A 19131-nucleotide genomic window follows, 5' to 3' on the forward strand; every position below is an offset into this window, starting at 1 on the left:
TACTCTGCCGCAAGGGCTTCTTAAATAATTAAAATATGGCGGTCTCCAGAGGGAAGGGGAATTTCTCTATAGTCACAATGCCACAACAAGTAGCCGCCGCTTGCGGTCGGAGCGAAGCGGAGATTCTTGACTTCATGTGCTAGGCTAAAAAACCCCGACCGCAGACAATTATTTTTTGGCGTATATCCGTCGGTCGGGTACCTTTAAATTAGCACATGGAGTCAAGGACGGCAGTGAAAGTTCTACAACCTTTTGGTGATTTGTCAAAAGATCAAGATATTCTATGAAAAATGAAGTAATACTTATGTTTTGTGTGTCTATTTAACGGGGGACGCCGCATGGAGATGGCTTATTCTCCACTATCTTTCCCGAGCAGATAATACTCCCATTATAAATAAATTAATCTCATACCGCGAGTTAGAAAATGGATATGTTAATTATGCAGCTTTTTTGCGTAAAAGTATTGATCCCCTAGTAAAAAATTTCTCACAGGAACCAGTAGAGCAAATAAAAGCGGCATGTCTTATACTGGATGCTTCCATTGAAGAAAGTGCCGACGTCTGTGCTAAAATACACCTTTTCCCTAGATTTCCCTTAACGATTAAGCTCTGGTTGAGTGATGATGAATTCAAGGGTTCTGCTAATATCCTATTTGATATAAGTGCTAATCATTATCTAGATACAGAAGCCATTAATGAAGCAGGAATTATTGTTTCGCATTTTTTAATTAAGCAATATGAATTAATGTTGCAAACTAAATTGAGTAATAAGGGGTAATTTCTTTTATTGATCAAAATTTCTATCGTAAAGAAGAGCTGCATTTAAAACTACCAACACCGATCCGGCATTATGCACCAAAGCGCCTGTAATGGGGTTCAGTAGACCCAAAACCGAAAGAACAATGGCTGCGGCATTGATACCCATGGATACAGTTATGTTGACTTTGATTGTACGGAGAGTGGAGTTTGACAATCGTTTAAGATACGGTATTTTATCTATGTTGTCACTCATTAAGGCAATGTCGGCGGCTTCTATGGCAATATCGCTTCCCATACTGCCCATTGCAACACTGACATTCGCCATTTTTAGAGCAGGAGCGTCATTCACGCCGTCCCCGATCATGCAGACGCTCTTGTTTTCCTTTTGTAAGTCCTCAATGCTTGAAACCTTTTGTGCCGGCAGCAGATCTGCACGGATATTCTTGATACCAACCTGCTCTGCCATATATTTCGCTGTTAGATGATTGTCACCTGTAAGGAGAACAACATCGGTATCTATAGCACCAAGTTTCGCAACAACATTTTTTGCAGTTGGGCGAATGGTATCAGAAAGAGCTATGATGCCGATTGCTTTACCATTTTCAGCCACGATGATAGATGCCTTACCTTGGTTTCTTAAATTGGCTAAGATATTCTGCATTTTATCGGTTTCGGCAATCGAGTTTTCCTTTATATAGAGAGCGTTGCCGCAAATCACTGTTTTGCCGGACAGTGCTGCCGTCACGCCTTTTCCAGGTATCATTTGAAAATCTTCGACTTCGGTAATAACGAATCCATTATCTTCAGCATACTGGACGGTTGCTTTTCCAAGAGGGTGTTCAGATCGTTTTTCAACGGATGCAGCCTTTGAGAGTAATTCAACATTACTAATAGTTTCATCCAGAGGAATAATATCCGATACTTTCAGATTTCCATAGGTTAGAGTACCTGTTTTATCAAAGGCAATGCAGTCTACATTTCCCATACGTTCCAAGGCTTCACCGGACTTAATCAGTACGCCGTGTTTAGTGGCTTGACCGATGGCTGCCATAATCGAGGTTGGTGTTGCAAGGGCCAATGCACAGGGACAGAACACGACCAATACAGTGACTGCTCTGACAATGTCATTTGTGATGATATATGCAGCTATTGCAATCAGAAGAGCAATAGGTACAAGCCATGTTGCCCATTTATCAACGGTTTTCTGCATAGGCGCTTTCTTGTTTTCTGCTTCCTTAACCATATCAATCATTTTTTGCAGAGACGAGTCCTTACCTACTTGGGTAGCGCGGATGTCAATCGATCCATAGCAATTCATCGTTCCGCAGAAAACGCTGTCGTTTTCTTTTTTATCTACAGGCAGAGATTCACCAGTCATAATTGATTGATCAACAGAGGTATTACCATAGATAATGATGCTGTCAACAGGAATTGTTTCACCTGGAAGAACACGAAGGAGATCATCTTTTGATATCTTTTCGGCAGGGACAATCTCTTCACGAACACCGTCGGCAGTGTGAATCAATTTTCTGCCTTGCTGTGGTACAAGTGAAATCAATTTACTGATACCTTTTTTGGCACGAGCCACGGTCATGTCTTCTAGAATAGCACCTAGCGCCATAATAAAAGCAACTTCGCCTGCTGCAAAGAGCTCATCAATTGCAATTGAAGCAACCATAGCCATAGAAATTAGCAGGGCGGATGAAATCCATTTCTGAAAACCCAATCTTGTAATTGCTAGGTATAAAAGTGGTAAGCCGGAAATCACAACCGTAATCCAAGCTGGGTCAACAGGCGGTTCCGTTCCGGTTAGCATTAAAATTAAACTGGCCGCTAAGAAAACACCTGAAACTATGGTCATCTTTAATCCGGCCAGAAAGTCCATAGATTTATTCATACTCCATTCCTCCTTTGATTTTTTACAAAAAATAAAGTACAATTTATAATATATTGAATATATTGTTCGATATTTATTATACTGTTTTTATATCAGGCAACAATAATCAAAAGAAACGAAATGTAAGATACCGAACTAAATATTATCATTGTACGGAAATGAGGTTTGGATATGGATAGAAGAATACAAAAAACGAGGGAATCAATTTTTAGTGCTTTCAGTTCACTTTTGGCACATAAGCGATATTCTAAAATTACGGTGCAGGATATCATTGATGAAGCCAATATTGGCCGAAGCACCTTTTATTCCCACTTTGAAACCAAAGACGATTTATTGAAGGCATTATGCAGTGATATATTTGACCACATCTTCTCCGAAGACCTGATTTCTGAGAGCACTCATGATTTTTCCTATACCAGTAACGACCTGAAAGCTAAAATCACGCACATTTTATATCACTTAAGAGATAGCAAAAGGGATATTAAAGGAATTCTCTCGTGTGAAAGTGGAGAGTTGTTTTTAAGCGTAATCAAAACGTATTTGGAACAGTTGTTTACTGGATTTATCACAACCGATAGCTTGGATGGAATCCCTAAAGATTATGTTGTTAATCATATGGCTGGTAGTTTTGTTGAAACCATAAAATGGTGGATGCATAATGATATGGCACAGTCACCGGAAGAATTAACCAGGTATTTTTTCACTGTTATTTCATCGACTATATCAGCAAAATGAAAATACTGTGAAGAACACGCGCTGCTGCACCGCTCGTCGACCACATTGTTCCCTACCGGGGAGAACAGGTACTGTTCTGCGACGAGGGCAACTGGCAGCCGCTTTGCAAGCCGTGCCACGATACAAAAACAATGACTGAGGAAATGTACCAGGAATTCAAATAATGACCACCCCGATATGGCTTATTTCTCATTTAGCCAGAAGATCATGAAGGGAGAGCCCATTAAAGTATTTAACTACGGTGTTATGTACCGGGATTTCACCTATATTGATGATATCGTTACCGGGGTGGAGAGGATACTATGTAGCCCGCCCGTTAAAGACGGTGTGTGGCACAAGGTATATAATTATATGGTTTACGGGGCGCAGAACAGCCGCCGGATTATTGATGCTTGAAGTTGGGCAAGTATTACCTTTTCAAAATTATCTCTCAAATAGGGCTTGTAGTATAAAAACACATTGGTATACTAAATTTAACGGCGCCGTAAATAGAACAAAAAGGAGTTTTATTTATGGAACAATTTACCATAAACTCAATTGGTAAGATTCATGTAGATGATAAGGGAATGCGATTGGCATTGGATAAAGAATATATCCCTGCTCTTACAAATCTTAAGGATTTCACTTATATTAATGTTATCTGGTGGTTTGATCAATGTGATAACTCTGACTCTCGCTCAAAACTTATTGAGAAAAGACCTTATAATAATTCCCCAGATATGTTAGGGACTTTTGCAACACGTTCACCAGAGCGCCCAAACCCTATTGCACTAACCTGTAGCTATGTCACTTATATCGATTTTCAAAACGGCATCATTGGTTTAGCCTATATCGATGCTGAGAACGGAACCCCCATATTGGATATTAAACCCTATACGCCTAGCTTTGATCGAGTAGAAAATCCATCAGTGCCAGAATGGTGTTCTAATTGGCCTAAAAGCGTAGAAGAATCTGGAGATTTTGACTGGAGTGTAGTCTTTAACTTCTAATTTTTAAAAATAAAAACATCTTAAACAACTCTAAAAGTCTGGTTTTCTTTTTGGAAAAACCAGACTTTTTAGCATTCTATTTATGTCTTAACACTTCATTAAAAGGTTAAGACATAGGAAATATATGCGAATTATCTATGTCTTATAAAGGTAAAACTGCATAATTCAACCATGTAGCGACATAACGAAAATTAAGGCTAATAACTGGAAGTTAGGCATCGCATTCGTGTGCGATCAAGCCATTTCTCCACATTTATTGAAGGAAATACCTTAGCATATGTTTTTGCTGAAGCAAAGAACGAGACATTGCAACTCCTTAAAAAGGAACAGGAAGAACCAGCCTGGTTGAGTAAGCTTGATCGTAGGGCAAGAGTAGTGGTAGGGCTTTTTTTAAGTGCTAATTATATTACATCTTCTGATGTAGTCGCTACATTGGGACTATCTACCAGTATGGCTCGTGAACTTCTTAAAGAATGGGTAAATGATGGATGGCTGACAGTTAGTAACCCAATCAAAAAAGTCGACAGTACATTTTAGCGGCAAAATGTATGTTTGTTGGGTTTATAATCAATTAACTAAGACAGTATAAGCCAATAAGCCAAAATCCAATTGGTTTAGCGGCTTTTATTTTCCAGGAAAGGGTGAATGGCACGGTCTACGCACACCGTTTTATGTATATAAAAAAACTCGTTAGAAAACTTTATACTCTTTGGTTATTAGGAGGAGTTGTAATTAATATTTGTTTTTAGTTCATAAAAAAATTAGAAATAATATTAGTCAGCAATAAAATAATTGAATAGCAAAAATAAAGGATGTCTATGGAATAATATAGAATACTAAAGCCGGGGAAAACGGGGTAGGGTGCCTCCCACGGGCTGCAAACCCGTTGGCCTGCTTGTGATCCAAGTGGGAGTCCGGTTAGATTCGGATTTTTCCCCTCCAAAAAATTCCAGGAGGTAGATAAATGGGAAAGAAAAGGATTTTGGTAGGGGTAACAGGGGGGGTTATTGGCGTACTAGCGGTATTACTTGTTCAATATGGGAACCCGCCTAATATGGGTTATTGCATTGCTTGTTTTTTACGTGATATCAGTGGGGGACTAGGTTTTCATAAAGCAGCACCCGTACAGTACATACGCCCCGAGATTTTAGGCATGGTAATTGGTGCATTTTGTGCAGCTTTGCTTACCAAAGAATACAAATCGGTAGGTGGCTCCAGCCCTTTAGTCAGATTTTTACTGGCTTTTGTAGGCATGATTGGTATGCTTGTATTTCTGGGTTGCCCGGTCCGTGCAGTATTAAGATTAGCTGGCGGCGACCTTAATGCAGCCGTTGGCATTGTGGGCCTGGTAGCAGGCATAGCAGTGGGTATTTATTTCTTAAACCAGGGTTTTTCCCTTGGGAGGGCAAGTATTCAGCACAGTCTTAATGGTCAAATATTTCCGTTAATAACCATTATAATAACCGTATTAGTGGTATTCGGTGTACCAGTATTTTTTGCAAGTCAGGAAGGGCCTGGGTCGATGCACGCACCAATTTTACTTGCCTTGGGGGCAGGAATTGCTGTGGGTATTTTAGCCCAGCGGTCGCGATTTTGTATGATTGGCGGTATTAGGGATTTTATTCTATTTAAAGATGTACATCTGCTAATTGGGTTCTTGACCATGCTTGTTTTCGCTTTTGCTGTTAACTTGTTTACTGGAATGTTTAACCCTGGTTTTACGGGTCAGCCGATTGCTCATAATGACGGATTATGGAACTTTTTAGGGATGGCTCTAGCTGGAACAGCAGTGACACTGCTTGGTGGATGTCCATTAAGGCAGTTAATAGCTGCAAGTGAGGGAAATACTGATTGTGTTATTTCAATTTTGGGTTTAATCGCGGGTGCAGCTTTTGCCCATAATTTTGGCCTTGCTGCCAGCCCGACTGGTGTTCCTGTGGAAGGCCAGTGGGCTGTCGTATTCGGTTTAGTTCTGGTTCTGGGCCTTGGATTTTTGGGCAGTAAACAGTTTTCTATAAACGGAGGTGTCAAAGTTGAGCAAAATAGTTGATGCCAGGGGTTTGCTTTGCCCTGAACCAATTTTACTAACAAAAAAAGTCATTGACCAGCTCCCAAGTGGTTCCATAGAAGTTATAGTGGATAATCCAGCTGCCAAAGAAAATGTAACTAGATTATGTGAGAATAAAGGATGGAATGTAGTAATTAAACAACAGGGATATGAGTACATACTTAACATTTCTAGATGAAACAGCGATATAAGTTATCGAATGTGTTCATCCGCTCTTTGAGCATTCGTGGGGTCAGCATGTAGTTCGTTTCTATGATCCGGATAAGCACATGATTGAAGCCGGAGAAAACGTGACGATGGTTGTGAAGAGATTTATAGACACCGGACTTTCGCTTGAAGAAACAGCCGCTCGTATGGATGTACCGGTTGATTATGTTAAGTCATGCTTACGTAAAAAATGAGCTATACTGGGAGTTTAAAGAACAGGCCCCCAAAAAGCAGGTTAAAACATTTTTGTAAAAACCCATGGTGTCAGGAGTGTCGATAAAATAAATGGAAATAAAAAAACTGATACAAGCTGAAAAAGCGGATGCCATGCGCCTTGTATGGGATGTATTTTTAAAATTTGAAGCGCCCGATTATGTGGAAGAAGGCGTCAATACCTTTCGGGATTTTATCAATGATGAGAATCAAATCAATAACCTTGAAATGGATGGCGCTTATGAAAAGGGAAGTCTTAGTGGCGTAATAGCGACAAGAAATGAGAGCAGCCATATTGCGTTATTTTTTGTGGACAGGAGATATCACAGGCAAGGAATCGGGCGAAAATTATTTGAAGCGGTTTTAAGAAACAGCGCCTCAGAAATCATCACTGTCCATTCCTCTCCTTATGCCAGAGAGATTTATCATAAATTAGGATTTACAGATACCGATGCGGAACAAACAAAGAATGGTATACGATACATACCCATGAAGTACCAAGAATGAGCGAAAGGAAAAAAGATATGAGCGGCATAGAAGAAGAGGTCCGGCGCCGGCTATTCGAGCTGCGGGATCTGAAATACAAAGAGTTTGCGTGTAAACTCATGCCGACGGTGAATCCGGAAACCGTGATCGGCGTCCGCACGCCGGATCTGCGCAAGCTCGCCCGGGAGTTTTCCAAAACGCCGGAGGTTTCGGAGTTTCTCCAAATCCTGCCGCACGCGTATTATGAAGAAAATAACCTGCACGGCTTCCTGATTGAAACGATCAGGGATTATGATGCCGCCGTTGCCGCCATTGACGAGTTTTTGCCGTACGTAGACAACTGGGCAACCTGTGATCTGATTTCACCGAAGATATTTAAAAAGCATCTGCCCAAGCTCTACGAAAAAATCAACGTCTGGCTGTTATCCGACCGGACCTATACGGTGCGCTTCGGGATCGGAATGCTGATGAGCTTCTATCTCGATGATGATTTCCGGCCGGAAATGCTTGAGCTTGTGGCGGGTATCCGGTCGGACGAATACTATGTCAACATGATGATCGCCTGGTATTTTGCGACGGCATTGGCCAAACAGTACGAAGCGGCTTTGCCGTACATTCAGGAACAGCGTTTGGAGACGTGGACGCACAACAAAGCGATCCAGAAAGCGCTTGAGAGCTACCGGATCGGCGACAAAGCAAAAGCGTACCTGCGGACGCTGAAAGCAAAATGAGGCCGGGATTCCAAATAACGGTGACGGAATCCTAGCTGGCTGATCGGAGGGGATCGGCTTGCAGACAAACGATGAGGCGCTGAACAAACTGCGAACCTCCTCTTTCCGGGCCGGCTTCCGATTGCAAGAAAAGGACAGGGCTTATGTCCGGGAGAAAGGCATGGACACCAAAATGTCTCCATTCAATTGTTACTAATTGCATTCATTAGGTAGTTTCTTTTGCTAATTCTTTACCGAGAACGATCAAAAAGCAGGTAATCTCACCTCTGAGACTGCCTGCTTTTTATTAATCTCATGTTTAAGAACAAAAAACCTATTCTCAATTATGAGATGAATATCATTATTGATACTAGCAATGAACGTCAAGTTCTAACTAGTTATCATAGCAATCTAATAAGAATTTTAACCTGAGGCTTTGGGGTTGACAATAGTATATAAGGGTTGGCAGCTGTTTCGGTTGGCCTTGCGAGGCGGACAATAAGGGTAGAAATAGAAAAATGTCTAACTGGCACATTTTTTGCTCGATTAGATGATTGTTAAATGTAAAGTGGGTTATGCGCATCCCATTCGGGAAGGTGCTCTAGTGCAAACAACTTTAAAGGTAGGTGAACACAATGTTTGGTAAAATTAAGCCCATGTGGGGGGGAAAACCTCAGCTTAAGTCTAACTACGATGCTGTAATTATCGGTGGTGGATTGCACGGTTTGGCTACTGCGTATTTCCTGGCCAAGGAACACGGCATGAATAACATTGCTATACTTGAAAAGCGCTTCATCGGCTTTGGCGCTGCCGGTCGTAATACTGCTATCGTTCGCGCCAACCAGAGAACACAGGAGAATGTACCTTTATATAAAGAGGCTTTGGATTTATGGCCAATTCTCACCAAAGAGCTGGACTATAACTTGATGTTCAACAACTGCGGCAATTTGAATTTGATGCACAGTGAAGCGGCCATGAAAGCGGCTCGCATGAACGTCTGTACGGCCCAATTTCACGGGGTCGAGAGCCATCTATTGGACGCCAAGCAGGTTAAGGAACTGGAACCGGCGATCAACATCTCACCGGACATCACTTATCCGATTCACGGGGCTATGTTCCACCCGCCCGGCGGTGTGGTCCGGCACGATGCGGTGGTATGGGGCCTGGCCAAAGGCGCGGCCCGGTATGGGGTACATATCCATCAGCAAACCGAAGCCAAGGCGATCCACACGAAAAACGGCAAAATCACAGGGGTGGATACCAGCCGCGGCCGGATCCATACCCCGCGGGTGCTGGTATCGGCGGGCGGCTATTCAGCTGGGATTATCAACAAAATGCTCGGCATCCGGCTGCCCATTAGCGTGCTGACCATCCAGGCCATGGTCACCCAGCCGCTCAAACCGGTTCTTAATCATGTGGTTTCATCCGGCATGTATCACGCTTATGCCAACCAGACCCTCAAGGGTGAAATCGCCACCGGTGCGCACATGGACCCCTGGCCCAACTACACGACCCTGACCACGGCGCATTACATCAAGCACCAGGCCGAGGCTTTATCAGATTTTCTGCCTTTCCTGCGAGGCGTTAAGTTTATGCGGCACTGGGCTGGACTGGCTGACATGACGGCGGATATGGCACCCATCATGGACGGCAATGATCCAATCGGCGGTTTTTATATGGATTGCGGCTGGGGATACTTTGGCTTTAAATCCTGTACTGCAACAGGTCGCTACATGGCCAAATTTATAGCCAGTGGTGAGTGTCCGGATATGCTCAAGCCATTTAATTGGCGTCGCTTTGAAAAACATAAATTAATGGGCGAAACTGCAGCTCTGGTCAGTTACTCTGCTGACAATTAAAAAACCAGAATTCAGGAGTCAGGAGTAAGAATGAGAGAACCGACGAAAACATACGTTGGGGACATTCCTTCGTGAAAACATTGAACAGTAATGAATTTAGGTAACATAACAAGGTGTTAGAACATAAGGATTCTAGGTGATATAAGAAGGTGTGTCCCCTGACCTTTGATGACTTACTGGTATGCCAGAAGCGTAAGAGGTTAGTAATTACTGGAATCACATACATGGGGCATTCTGAATTCTGACTACTTGAAAGGGAGGTACAGTTATGGCACTGACTATTACTTGCCCCAATTGCGGCAAACGTAATGGCTATGAATTCAGGTATGGCGGTGAAGACAAGGGGCCACGACCCGCGGAAAAAGGATTGACCCCTCAAAACTGGTGCAATTACGTTCACATGAACAATTGTGTGGCTGGTATTCAAAAAGAGTGGTGGTTTCACAAGAGCGGATGTGGTGCATGGTTTACTATTTATCGTAACACACTGACAAACCTTGAAGTGAAGGGACCGGAGGCTAAATCATGAACAGACTTACCCAACTCCCAACATTGCGGGTCGATATTTCACAAAACAGGTCTTTGCAGTATAAAGGCAAAACATATTATGGCGTGGCCGGGGATACAGTTGCAACAGCCTTGTATGCCAACGGCGTTCGGATCTTTGCACGTAGCTTGAAGTATCACCGCCCCCGGGGGTTATATAGCTTGGATGGTGAAAGCAGTAACACTTGCATGCAAGTGGATGGCATTCCAAATGTACGTACTGAAAATACTCTGCTAATAAACGGGATGAAGGTTAAGGATCAGAATGTCAAAGGTTCGGCTGAGTCTGACTGGATGGGCTTTATGGATAAATTGGATTGGCTGATGCCGGCTGGCTTCTATTATCGTACCATGCATAAGCCGGCCTGGATATGGCCCATCGCTATGAAACAAGTACGCAAGGCAGCAGGATTAGGGGAAATTTCACCGGACTTTAAAATGGAAGGGCGCTATGCTGAAATTTTTCCTCAGGCTGATGTTTGTGTGATCGGTGGCGGTGCGGCCGGAATGATGGCTGCCCTGGCAGCGGCTGAGGGCGGTTTGCGGGTGGTATTGCTGGAAGCCCGGCCCTGGCTGGGTGGTTGCTTTGATTACCGGGTGAGAGCCTATGATCAAGAAAAGGCGCTTTATCAACGGGCACGCCAGCTGGCAGAGCAGGTGGAGACCACAGCTAATATTCGTGTGTTTAAACAAGCTGCGGTGGTAGGTGTGTACAATAACAATCTGATCACAGCCTTTCAGGTGGGCGGTGAATCCGACAGCTTTAATCAGCGCTATATTGAAATCCGTGCCGAAAGCATGGTAGTGGCTACGGGCTGCATTGAAAGGCCCTTGATATTCGATAACAACGAGCGTCCCGGTATTATGCAGGTCGGGTGTGCCCATAGGCTGGCACGTACTTACGGACTGTTGCCCGGCAACCAGGCGGTATTTAGTATTGGACATGATCTGGGGCTGGAAGCCGCAGTAGATTTGTTCGACCTGGGAGTAAAAATTGCCTGCGTGGCTGATATCCGTAAAGACGGGCAAGACCCCCAACTATTATTGGAACTGAACAATCGCAAAATTCCGGTCCTGCGGGGATGGGTGGCGTGTGAGGCCCACGGAACTAAACAGGTGAAAAAAGTCACTCTCGGTACCGTTGACGGTAGTGAAAAACGCCAGTTTATGTGCGACCTGCTGGTTGCTTCTGCTGGCTTCACACCAGTTACCGGTCCCTTGACGCTGGCTCAGGCCAAGCTGCAATATGACATGCACACGGGTTACTTTTTGCCGTTTAACCTCCCGGAAAAAACCCATATGGCCGGACGCATGACCGGCTTGGAGCATACCCTTGCCATCGAGGCTTCCGGAAGACTGGCCGGGCTTTATGCGGCAGCCGATTGCGGTGTCGATACCGCCAAGGCTGTTTCAAAAGTTAAAAAGCAACTCAGTGCGTTACCAGGACCCCAGTCCGGCACTAAGTTGGTGAGCGCTCCGGTCAAGGGTCGTAAGAGCTTTATCTGTTTTGACGAAGATAGTACTCTTAAAAATATTAAGCAGGCTATTAAGATGGGGTTTGATGTGCCCGAATTGATAAAACGCTTTACCTCGACCGGTACCGGCCCAGGCCAGAGCGGTATTCCAGGTCACAACCTGCCCCTGTTCGTGTCCGAATATCAGGGTCTCACTGACTCGAAGCCTGTTCCAACGACAGTTCGAGCGCCATTGGTGCCTATCTTCATCGCCACTTATGCCGGGACCAATCACGACATGTACAAGCGGACCCCGCTACACGAACAGCAGATAAAAGCCGGTGGTGTTTTTCGGCGTATGGGCGTTTGGCGCCGTGCCCGATACTTTTCAGAAGACTTCAGCTGTCGCGAGGAAATCCTTAATGTGCGCAACAATGTCGGTTTGCTAGATGGCTCGACACTGGGCAAATTCCGTATTCACGGACCGGATGCTCTTAAAGCCCTGCAGCGCGTCTATGTGAGTAACATGGCCAAAATGGTAGCTGGGAAGATTAAATACTCGGCTATGTGTAACGATGACGGATGCGTGATTGACGATGGTGTGGTGGTCAAACTGGCTGAAAATGATTATTATTTTACCGCTTCAACAGCACGTGCCGGTGAGACCGTAGAATGGATCCGCTATCATACCCGATACGACGGCTGGGATTTTCATCTGGTTAATCTTACCGACGCCATGGGGGTGGTTAACATTTCCGGGCCAAATGCGCGTAAGGTGCTTGAAAAGATGGCTGATACAGATCTATCCAATAATGCGTTTCCTTTTGGCGGTTATCGCGAGTTTACTATCCGGAAAACGATTCCTGTACGTGCCATGCGATTGGGATTCGTCGGCGAACTATCCTATGAGCTCCATGCCCCTGCTTCATATATGCCGGCTTTGTGGGAAATAATGGAGGAGGCGGGCCGGGAATTTGGCATCAGAGTATTTGGAGTAGAAGCACAGAATGTCCTGCGCATGGAAAAAGGCCATGTCATCCTGGGACAGGAATCAGAACAACGCACCAACCTGCTCGATTTGGGATTAGGCTTCCTGTGGGATCGTAACAAACCGGACGCCAAGACGGTTGGAGCCGTGGCTTTGCGCCAGGCAGAAAATGATCCGGACCGTTTCCGGTTAGTAGGCATCAAAATGGAAGATCCCCAGCGCGCACCTAGAGATGGCTCACTAATCGTGGACGATCGCATCCGTGGTTATGTCTGCACTGCTCGCAAGAGCTTTACCCTCAATGAATCAGTGGGTATGGCCCTGGTGGAAACGGGGCTGGCTGCTGAGGGTACCCGTCTTGAAATTTTTGAGGATGATTGCAACGGTAAACGACTATATGCCCGGGTCGTGCCTATGCCGTTCTATGACCCCCAAGGCAAACGGATGAAAATGTGAGGTGATGACCATGACTGAGATACAAAGACGGTCGCCTGTTCAATTTAAGGCTGACGCCCAAAAGATCGAAATGCGGAACAACTGGCCTGTAGTATTGAAGTATAGCAATGAAGGCCAGAGCTCCTTTCTGGTGGATTTGACTCATAAGGCTAAATGGGACCTGCAAGATAAGAATCTGGCCAAACTAAAACCGCTAGGGCTGGTTATTCCGGCCTTGCCTGGCGACTGCGCTTTTCAAAAAGGCGTACTGATCAATCGCATGAATCCAACCCAGTCCACCATCTGGCACCTGCTGGCCGATGCGCCTGAATTACCTGATGAGCCGGGGTACACCGATGTGACCGAATCCCTGGTATTATTGGCGCTATTCGGCCTCAATGCCTTGGCCATTGCGGAAAAATTGACTGCACTTGATTTGATGGATCCCAAAAAACAGACGCCTTTTTTATTACAGGGGCCGTTTTCGCATGTCCCGTGCCAGGTGGTCATTATGGAAAGAAGTCGCGGATTCAACGGTGGATTGCTTCTAGCTTGTTCACGGGGGTATGCTGATAGCATGGTGCATGCCATTATGGATGCAGGCGCAGAATTTGGCCTGTGCCCAGCCGGAGAGCAGCGCTTCTGCACATGGGCTTTTGACCTGTCAGAAAAGCCGGGATCAGCTTAGATACTGCTTATTAATGGCTACGCCACGGGGACGGTTCAACAGGCCCTTTGATTGTGCTACGGGGGCGTTCGAGCCGTCCCCATGGCTTCCCCAACTTTAAATTGCGCTGTAGTATTAATCCAAACAATAACGAGACATTTTTGGGCATTATTAAAAGCATTCCAATCCATACTCTTTTAGCTTCCTGTAAATGGTAGCCCTACTAATACCCAAGGCTTTAGCTATTTCCTCCTTGACCTGGCTTGGGGTACTGTTGGATTTATTATTTGACTTATAGGATTCCAGCGCTTCAACCAGTATTTGTCGCTCAATCTCTTTAATTTTTTCATTTAGCCGTACTCCCAGGACATCCAGTTCCATTTTGCCAGGTTGAAATCGCTTTATTCTGTAAGGGAGACTTTCCAGGGAGATTAATTCACCTGTTTCCAGGTTGCAAGCATACTCTACGGCATTTTGTAATTCTCTGATATTGCCGGTCCAGGGATAAGATAATAATAATTTCATGGCTTCAGGAGTAAAGCCTCGATACTCTTTATTCATTAAGAAGTTAAATTTTTTTAAAAAGAAGTCCAGTAAAAGTGGTATATCCCCCGTCCTTTCACGAAGAGGTGGTAAAGTTAAGGGTATTACATTTAACCGGTAATACAGGTCTTCCCTAAACTCGCCCCGGGTAACCATTAGATCCAGGTTTTTGTTGGTGGCTGCAATAACTCGGATATCCAAACTTACCTCCTTGATTCCGCCGACCCTTTCTATTTTTTTTTCCTGCAGTACACGTAAAAGTTTAGCTTGCAAATAAAGAGGCATTTCAGCTATTTCATCAAGGAAGATTGTGCCACCCTGAGCCAATTCGAACTTCCCCAGTTTTCCCCCATGCTTGGCTCCGGTAAAGGCGCCTTCTTCATAGCCAAACAGTTCACTTTCCAGCAAAGCGTCAGGAATGGCACTGCAGTTTATAGCCACAAATGGTTTGGAGGCACGCGGACTGGCTGTATGGATGGCTTGGGCAAAAAGCTCTTTGCCTGTACCGCTTTCTCCTTCAATTAACACCGTGGAATCGTTGGCCGCGACTTTTTGAGCTTTATCTTTTAACTGTTTGATTTGGACACTAGTCCCCAGGATTTCATCAAACCTAGTATTAATATCCGGCAGTGCAAAACGGGAAGCTACTCTCTGCATATCGGAAACCAGCCGGAAGGATTCTACCGCTCCGACCAATTGATCGTTAACTCTTATTGGAAAGGCGCTGCTAAGCAATTGAATTTCCGTTTTTCCGCGCTTGTGTGTAACTACCTGTTCCAGTAATTGCCGATTTTTCTTGATTACCTGGCAGATCAGCAACTTCGGGAAAATAGCTTTTACTTGGCGATTAATTACCTCATCCGGGCTGACCCGAAAAACTCTGGCAGCTGCAGGATTAAAGTGAGTGATTAGACCTTGAGCATCCACTGCTACGATACCTTCTTGGACCGAATTAATAATCGTTCGAAGGTTATTGGAAGTTATCATCAAATTTTGAAACATGGCTTCTTGCTTGGCCTTTGCAGCCAACAACTCCGCCATTTTGGTTACAAAGGACTGAAGCTGTTCGTAATCGGCTAGAAGTGCTTTCCTTTGCTCCTCTGTAAAGCTTACCAGACTAATTAATCCAATAGTATCACCATCGGCTATGATAGGAGAGAAAAGTCCGGCCAGATAATAACAGTTCCCTTTCAGTTCACAGGCTTCACAAAGTGAGTGCCGACCGGGATCGCTGATGATAAACGGCTTGCCCTCTTTTAACACGTAACGGTTAACAAAACCTCGCTTTTGCCTTAAACCCAATTCCAACCGCAGCCTTCCGGTTCCGGCCACTCTTAATAAGTTATTATCCACTATTTCTACTTCCAGTTTCAAAGCAGCAGCGATAGCTTCAGCCACACTCTGAACGAAGGGTTGAATTTTCTGCAATATGCCCATGTTGTCACCAACCTTTTATTGTTTAAGATTGGGAGTAAACTTCGGCGACCCCCAACACGCGATGGGATGACTCCAAAAAGAATTGAGTCATCCCATAAAATTATATTATAAATAAATCATCTTGCATAAACCAAACAATTTTTAAAAGTGCATATTTTAGGAACTCGAATTAACAATAAGTGACTCTACCGCTTTATATTCATCAATAATCTCGTCACCAGGCCTTTTGTCTATTTTCGATATAATATAATTGGCTAACAATGAAAATACAAACCCCGGCAGAAGTTCGTAGAGGTAAAATGGTATTATGCCGTGTTTGGTTAAGGTGCTCCATAAGATTACTGTTACTCCTCCTGTAATTATGCCGGCAACAGTTCCATTTCTAGTAGTTCCTTTCCAAAAAACAGCTAATAAAATTGCCGGTCCAAACGCTGCCCCAAATCCCGCCCAGGCATAGCCAACCAGGCTTAATACTGAGCTTTCGGGATTAAAGGCTAATAGGATTGCTAGCAATGAAACTGCAAGAACAGCGCAACGAGAGACCATGACCAGTTCTTTCTGTTCGGCATTTTTTCTTAAAAAACCTTTATAAAAATCTTCTGAAATAACACTTGCCGATACAACCAATTGAGCGCTTATAGTACTCATAATCGCTGAAAGAATTGCTACAAGCAATATACCTGTAAGCCACGGGTTAAATAATACTTTAGCAAATTGGATAAATACGGTTTCAGGATTGCTAAGTGGTGTTTTGGCAAAAAAAGCAATTCCGGCAAATCCCACAAAAACGGCTCCAAACATTGCCAGGACGTTCCAATAAGTATATACTGTTCTTGCCACAGGAATGTCTTTAGATGAACGAAGCGCCATAAATCTTACAATTATGTGTGGCTGACCAAAATACCCCAATCCCCAGGCAAGCAGCGAAATAATTCCAAGTGTGGTGGTCCCTGAAAAAACATCTAATAAATTAATATTAATGTCACCTACTAGATTAACTGTTTCACTCCAACCTCCCAAATTGAAGATTGCTACAATAGGAACACTGATTAGAGCGATGAACATTAAAAGACCCTGAAAAAAATCTGTCCAGGCAGCCGCAAGAAAGCCACCGATAAACGTATACACAATAATAATTAGTGAGCCGGCCCATAAGGCGGTTTGGTATGGAATCCCAAAGGTTTGTTCAAATAGTAGCGCCCCTCCCACAAGCCCCGAAGAAATATAAAAGGCAAAAAAGATAAGAATAAAAATTGACGTAATACTTTTAATTATTCTTGTGTTATCACGAAAACGGCTCTCAAGGAAATCAGGAAATGTTAAAGCATCAACAACTTCCGTATATACATTGATTCTTTTTCCAACATATTGCCAATTCAAGTATGCTCCAATTGCTAAACCACTTGCGAGCCAAATTCCGGATAAACCTGCGGCATAGATAGACCCCGGTAAGCCCAGGATTAACCAACCGCTCATATCTGAGGCCCCTGTGCTTAGTCCGCCAACAAAAGGTCCTAATTGTCTTCCCCCAAGTATGTAATCAGAGAAACCTTTCGTTTTGCGATATGCAAAATAGCCAATTAGTAATAAAACAGAGTAGTATAAAATGAAATCTATTATTATTGCCTTACTCATATTGTCCTCTCCTCTTCCCCGCAAAATTAGTCGATTTGGGGACTCTTCGCTGAGCTCTGGTTTCAGTAAATAGAGAAATAACTGAAATAATCATTAAAGAAGACATGGGGGCAAAAACCCAGAACCATGATGTCCATGTTAATGAATGTTGCAATTTAACATCCTCCTATCATTTATGTTAGTTATTGTATCCGTTAGTTTTTTTGTTAATAGCTATTGAATATTTTCTCATACGGTAATATAAACTTTGTCTGCTCACTCCCAAATCACGTGCAGTACGGGAGATGTTACCTTTGTGTCTCTGGAGAATTCTAATTATTTTACTGCGTTCAATTTCTTCAATCTCTCTTCTTAAAATTTTATTTTTAGCTATAGAAGAAGTAGGTACAGGTAATCTATTGGAAACAAAACTTAAATATTGGGGAAAGTGTTCAAGTGCTATTTCCGATTCCGTATCAATGAAATTAATAGCACATTCAATAGCATGTTCAAGTTGGCGAATATTGCCAGACCATTCGTAATTTTCAATAACCTCCAGGACTTCTGGTGAAATCGTTTTTACTGGCCGATTTAATTTTTGACTTATTTTTTTAATAAAGTGTTTAGTAAGCAGAGGAATATCATCTTTCCTGGCTTGCAATGGAGGTATGGAAATATAGACTACACTGAGCCGATAAAAAAGATCGCTGCGAAGTATTCCATTTTCCATCGCTTCAAGCGGTTCAATATTTAAGCTGCTGATAATACGCGGATCTACTGGGATATCTTTAACCCCACCTACCCTCCGTACGGTTTTCTCCTGAATTACTCTTAATAGTTTTGCCTGAAGGTTTAAGGACATTGAATTAATCTCGTCAAAAAATATTGTCCCTTGGGATGCCTGTTCAAAAAGACCGGGGCGATTGACAGCTTCAGTAAAAGCACCTTTGACTGTTCCAAAGAGTATACCTTCAAGGAGGTTTTCAGGAATTGCCGCACAGTTTATAGCGACAAAAGGCTTATCAAACCTTTCACTGGCATTATGGATACTTTGGGCAAATAATTCTTTCCCTGTTCCTGTTTCACCGTGAACAAGGACTGGTGATGAAGTAAGCGCAGCTTTTTTGGCAATGGATATAACTTCACAAAACTGTTTATTTTTGCCTATAAGATTGCTGAAAATATACTTAGGCTTGTCCAATTTTAAGGGGGAACTATCGTGAGTCAGTGTAGGAACCTTTTCTTCCCTAAAAAGAACTACGTTAACTAATTTATTCTTCTCAGCTAATTTTAAGGAATCAGAGAGTAGGATTTCTTTATTTTCTCCGGCTACATGTATCAAATCGCCTTTCGAGTGCGAATCAATGTGTGGAAAAATATCCCTTATGTTTTTATCTAAGAGGTGTTCCTTATCTTGTTTTAAGATCCGAGTGGCAGCATTGTTACACCAGATTATGGTGCCTTGATCTTCATACACTGTGATACCTTCAGATATAATATCCAATAGCTTTTCAAACATTTTCAC

The 19131-nt window shown here is 43.4% G+C and carries 18 protein-coding genes and 2 pseudogenes; 16 read left to right on the plus strand and 4 right to left on the minus strand.

The features are described 5' to 3' along the window. Positions 1-309 precede the first annotated feature (309 nt). The gene (locus BM056_RS04760; protein ID WP_238456313.1) at positions 310-777 is read left to right on the plus strand and encodes a DUF3786 domain-containing protein; all 468 of its coding nucleotides are present in this window, start codon (positions 310-312) and stop codon (positions 775-777) included. A gap of 6 nt (positions 778-783) precedes the next feature. Here the strand turns inward: BM056_RS04760 and BM056_RS04765 are convergent, their stop codons facing one another. Continuing rightward, positions 784-2655 carry a heavy metal translocating P-type ATPase gene (locus tag BM056_RS04765; protein WP_092469278.1) on the minus strand — a complete coding sequence of 624 codons (1872 nt, stop codon included), beginning with the start codon at positions 2653-2655 and terminating at the stop codon, positions 784-786. Positions 2656-2826: 171 nt separating this feature from the next. Between BM056_RS04765 and BM056_RS04770 the strand changes: the two genes are divergently transcribed. The 15 genes and pseudogenes from BM056_RS04770 (at position 2827) to BM056_RS04835 (ending at position 14033) form a co-directional block, all read left to right on the plus strand. Next, the gene (locus tag BM056_RS04770; protein WP_092469280.1) at positions 2827-3390 is read left to right on the plus strand and encodes a TetR/AcrR family transcriptional regulator; all 564 of its coding nucleotides are present in this window, start codon (positions 2827-2829) and stop codon (positions 3388-3390) included. A gap of 44 nt (positions 3391-3434) precedes the next feature. Beyond that, entirely contained in the window at positions 3435-3554 is a 120-nt protein-coding gene (locus BM056_RS04775; RefSeq protein WP_092469912.1) for an HNH endonuclease, read from the plus strand. 7 nt (positions 3555-3561) lie between these two features. Beyond that, a pseudogene (locus BM056_RS04780) lies at positions 3562-3738 on the plus strand (NAD-dependent epimerase/dehydratase family protein); the annotation flags it as partial. A 164-nt stretch (positions 3739-3902) separates the two neighbouring features. Next, a complete protein-coding gene (locus BM056_RS04785; RefSeq protein ID WP_092469283.1) occupies positions 3903-4379 on the plus strand; it encodes an SAM-dependent methyltransferase in 477 nt (158 codons plus the stop codon). A 228-nt stretch (positions 4380-4607) separates the two neighbouring features. Beyond that, a complete protein-coding gene (locus BM056_RS04790; protein WP_092469285.1) occupies positions 4608-4916 on the plus strand; it encodes a hypothetical protein in 309 nt (102 codons plus the stop codon). A gap of 427 nt (positions 4917-5343) precedes the next feature. Next, on the plus strand, positions 5344-6429 hold the full coding sequence (gene yedE, locus BM056_RS04795; protein ID WP_092469287.1) for a YedE family putative selenium transporter: 1086 nt from the start codon (positions 5344-5346) through the stop codon (positions 6427-6429). Further along, the gene (locus BM056_RS04800) at positions 6404-6625 is read left to right on the plus strand and encodes a sulfurtransferase TusA family protein (protein ID WP_337833488.1); all 222 of its coding nucleotides are present in this window, start codon (positions 6404-6406) and stop codon (positions 6623-6625) included. Before yedE ends, BM056_RS04800 begins: the two co-directional genes overlap by 26 nt. Before the next feature lie 16 nt (positions 6626-6641). Further along, positions 6642-6848: pseudogene (locus tag BM056_RS04805) on the plus strand (VOC family protein); the annotation flags it as partial. A 91-nt stretch (positions 6849-6939) separates the two neighbouring features. Further along, positions 6940-7374, plus strand: coding sequence for a GNAT family N-acetyltransferase (locus BM056_RS04810; RefSeq protein ID WP_092469291.1), 435 nt, complete (start codon positions 6940-6942; stop codon positions 7372-7374). A 17-nt stretch (positions 7375-7391) separates the two neighbouring features. Then, complete coding sequence (locus BM056_RS04815; RefSeq protein ID WP_092469915.1) at positions 7392-8084, plus strand: DNA alkylation repair protein; 693 nt, start codon at positions 7392-7394, stop codon at positions 8082-8084. A gap of 58 nt (positions 8085-8142) precedes the next feature. Further along, positions 8143-8280, plus strand: a complete 138-nt coding sequence (locus BM056_RS25565; protein WP_114319272.1) for a DUF4186 family protein — start codon at positions 8143-8145, stop codon at positions 8278-8280. Positions 8281-8698: 418 nt separating this feature from the next. Then, positions 8699-9922: an NAD(P)/FAD-dependent oxidoreductase gene (locus BM056_RS04820; RefSeq protein WP_092469293.1), complete on the plus strand. Its 1224-nt coding sequence runs from the start codon at positions 8699-8701 to the stop codon at positions 9920-9922. Positions 9923-10190: 268 nt separating this feature from the next. Continuing rightward, positions 10191-10451: a sarcosine oxidase subunit delta gene (locus tag BM056_RS04825; protein WP_092469295.1), complete on the plus strand. Its 261-nt coding sequence runs from the start codon at positions 10191-10193 to the stop codon at positions 10449-10451. Then, entirely contained in the window at positions 10448-13366 is a 2919-nt protein-coding gene (locus tag BM056_RS04830) for a 2Fe-2S iron-sulfur cluster-binding protein (protein ID WP_092469297.1), read from the plus strand. The genes BM056_RS04825 and BM056_RS04830 overlap by 4 nt, the downstream gene beginning before the upstream one ends. Positions 13367-13376: 10 nt before the next feature. Continuing rightward, positions 13377-14033, plus strand: a complete 657-nt coding sequence (locus BM056_RS04835; protein ID WP_092469299.1) for an aminomethyltransferase family protein — start codon at positions 13377-13379, stop codon at positions 14031-14033. Between the two features lie 150 nt (positions 14034-14183). Here BM056_RS04835 and BM056_RS04840 read toward each other — a convergent pair whose 3' ends face one another. From BM056_RS04840 to BM056_RS04850, 3 genes are all read right to left on the minus strand, one after another. Next, positions 14184-15992 carry a sigma-54-dependent Fis family transcriptional regulator gene (locus BM056_RS04840; protein ID WP_092469301.1) on the minus strand — a complete coding sequence of 603 codons (1809 nt, stop codon included), beginning with the start codon at positions 15990-15992 and terminating at the stop codon, positions 14184-14186. A gap of 156 nt (positions 15993-16148) precedes the next feature. Beyond that, complete coding sequence (putP, locus tag BM056_RS04845) at positions 16149-17627, minus strand: sodium/proline symporter PutP (RefSeq protein WP_092469303.1); 1479 nt, start codon at positions 17625-17627, stop codon at positions 16149-16151. A 178-nt stretch (positions 17628-17805) separates the two neighbouring features. After that, positions 17806-19125, minus strand: coding sequence for a sigma-54 interaction domain-containing protein (locus BM056_RS04850; RefSeq protein WP_092469305.1), 1320 nt, complete (start codon positions 19123-19125; stop codon positions 17806-17808). Positions 19126-19131: the final 6 nt, after the last annotated feature.

This window comes from Desulfotruncus arcticus DSM 17038 (assembly GCF_900113335.1).
In the GTDB taxonomy this organism is placed as follows: domain Bacteria; phylum Bacillota; class Desulfotomaculia; order Desulfotomaculales; family Desulfallaceae; genus Desulfotruncus; species Desulfotruncus arcticus.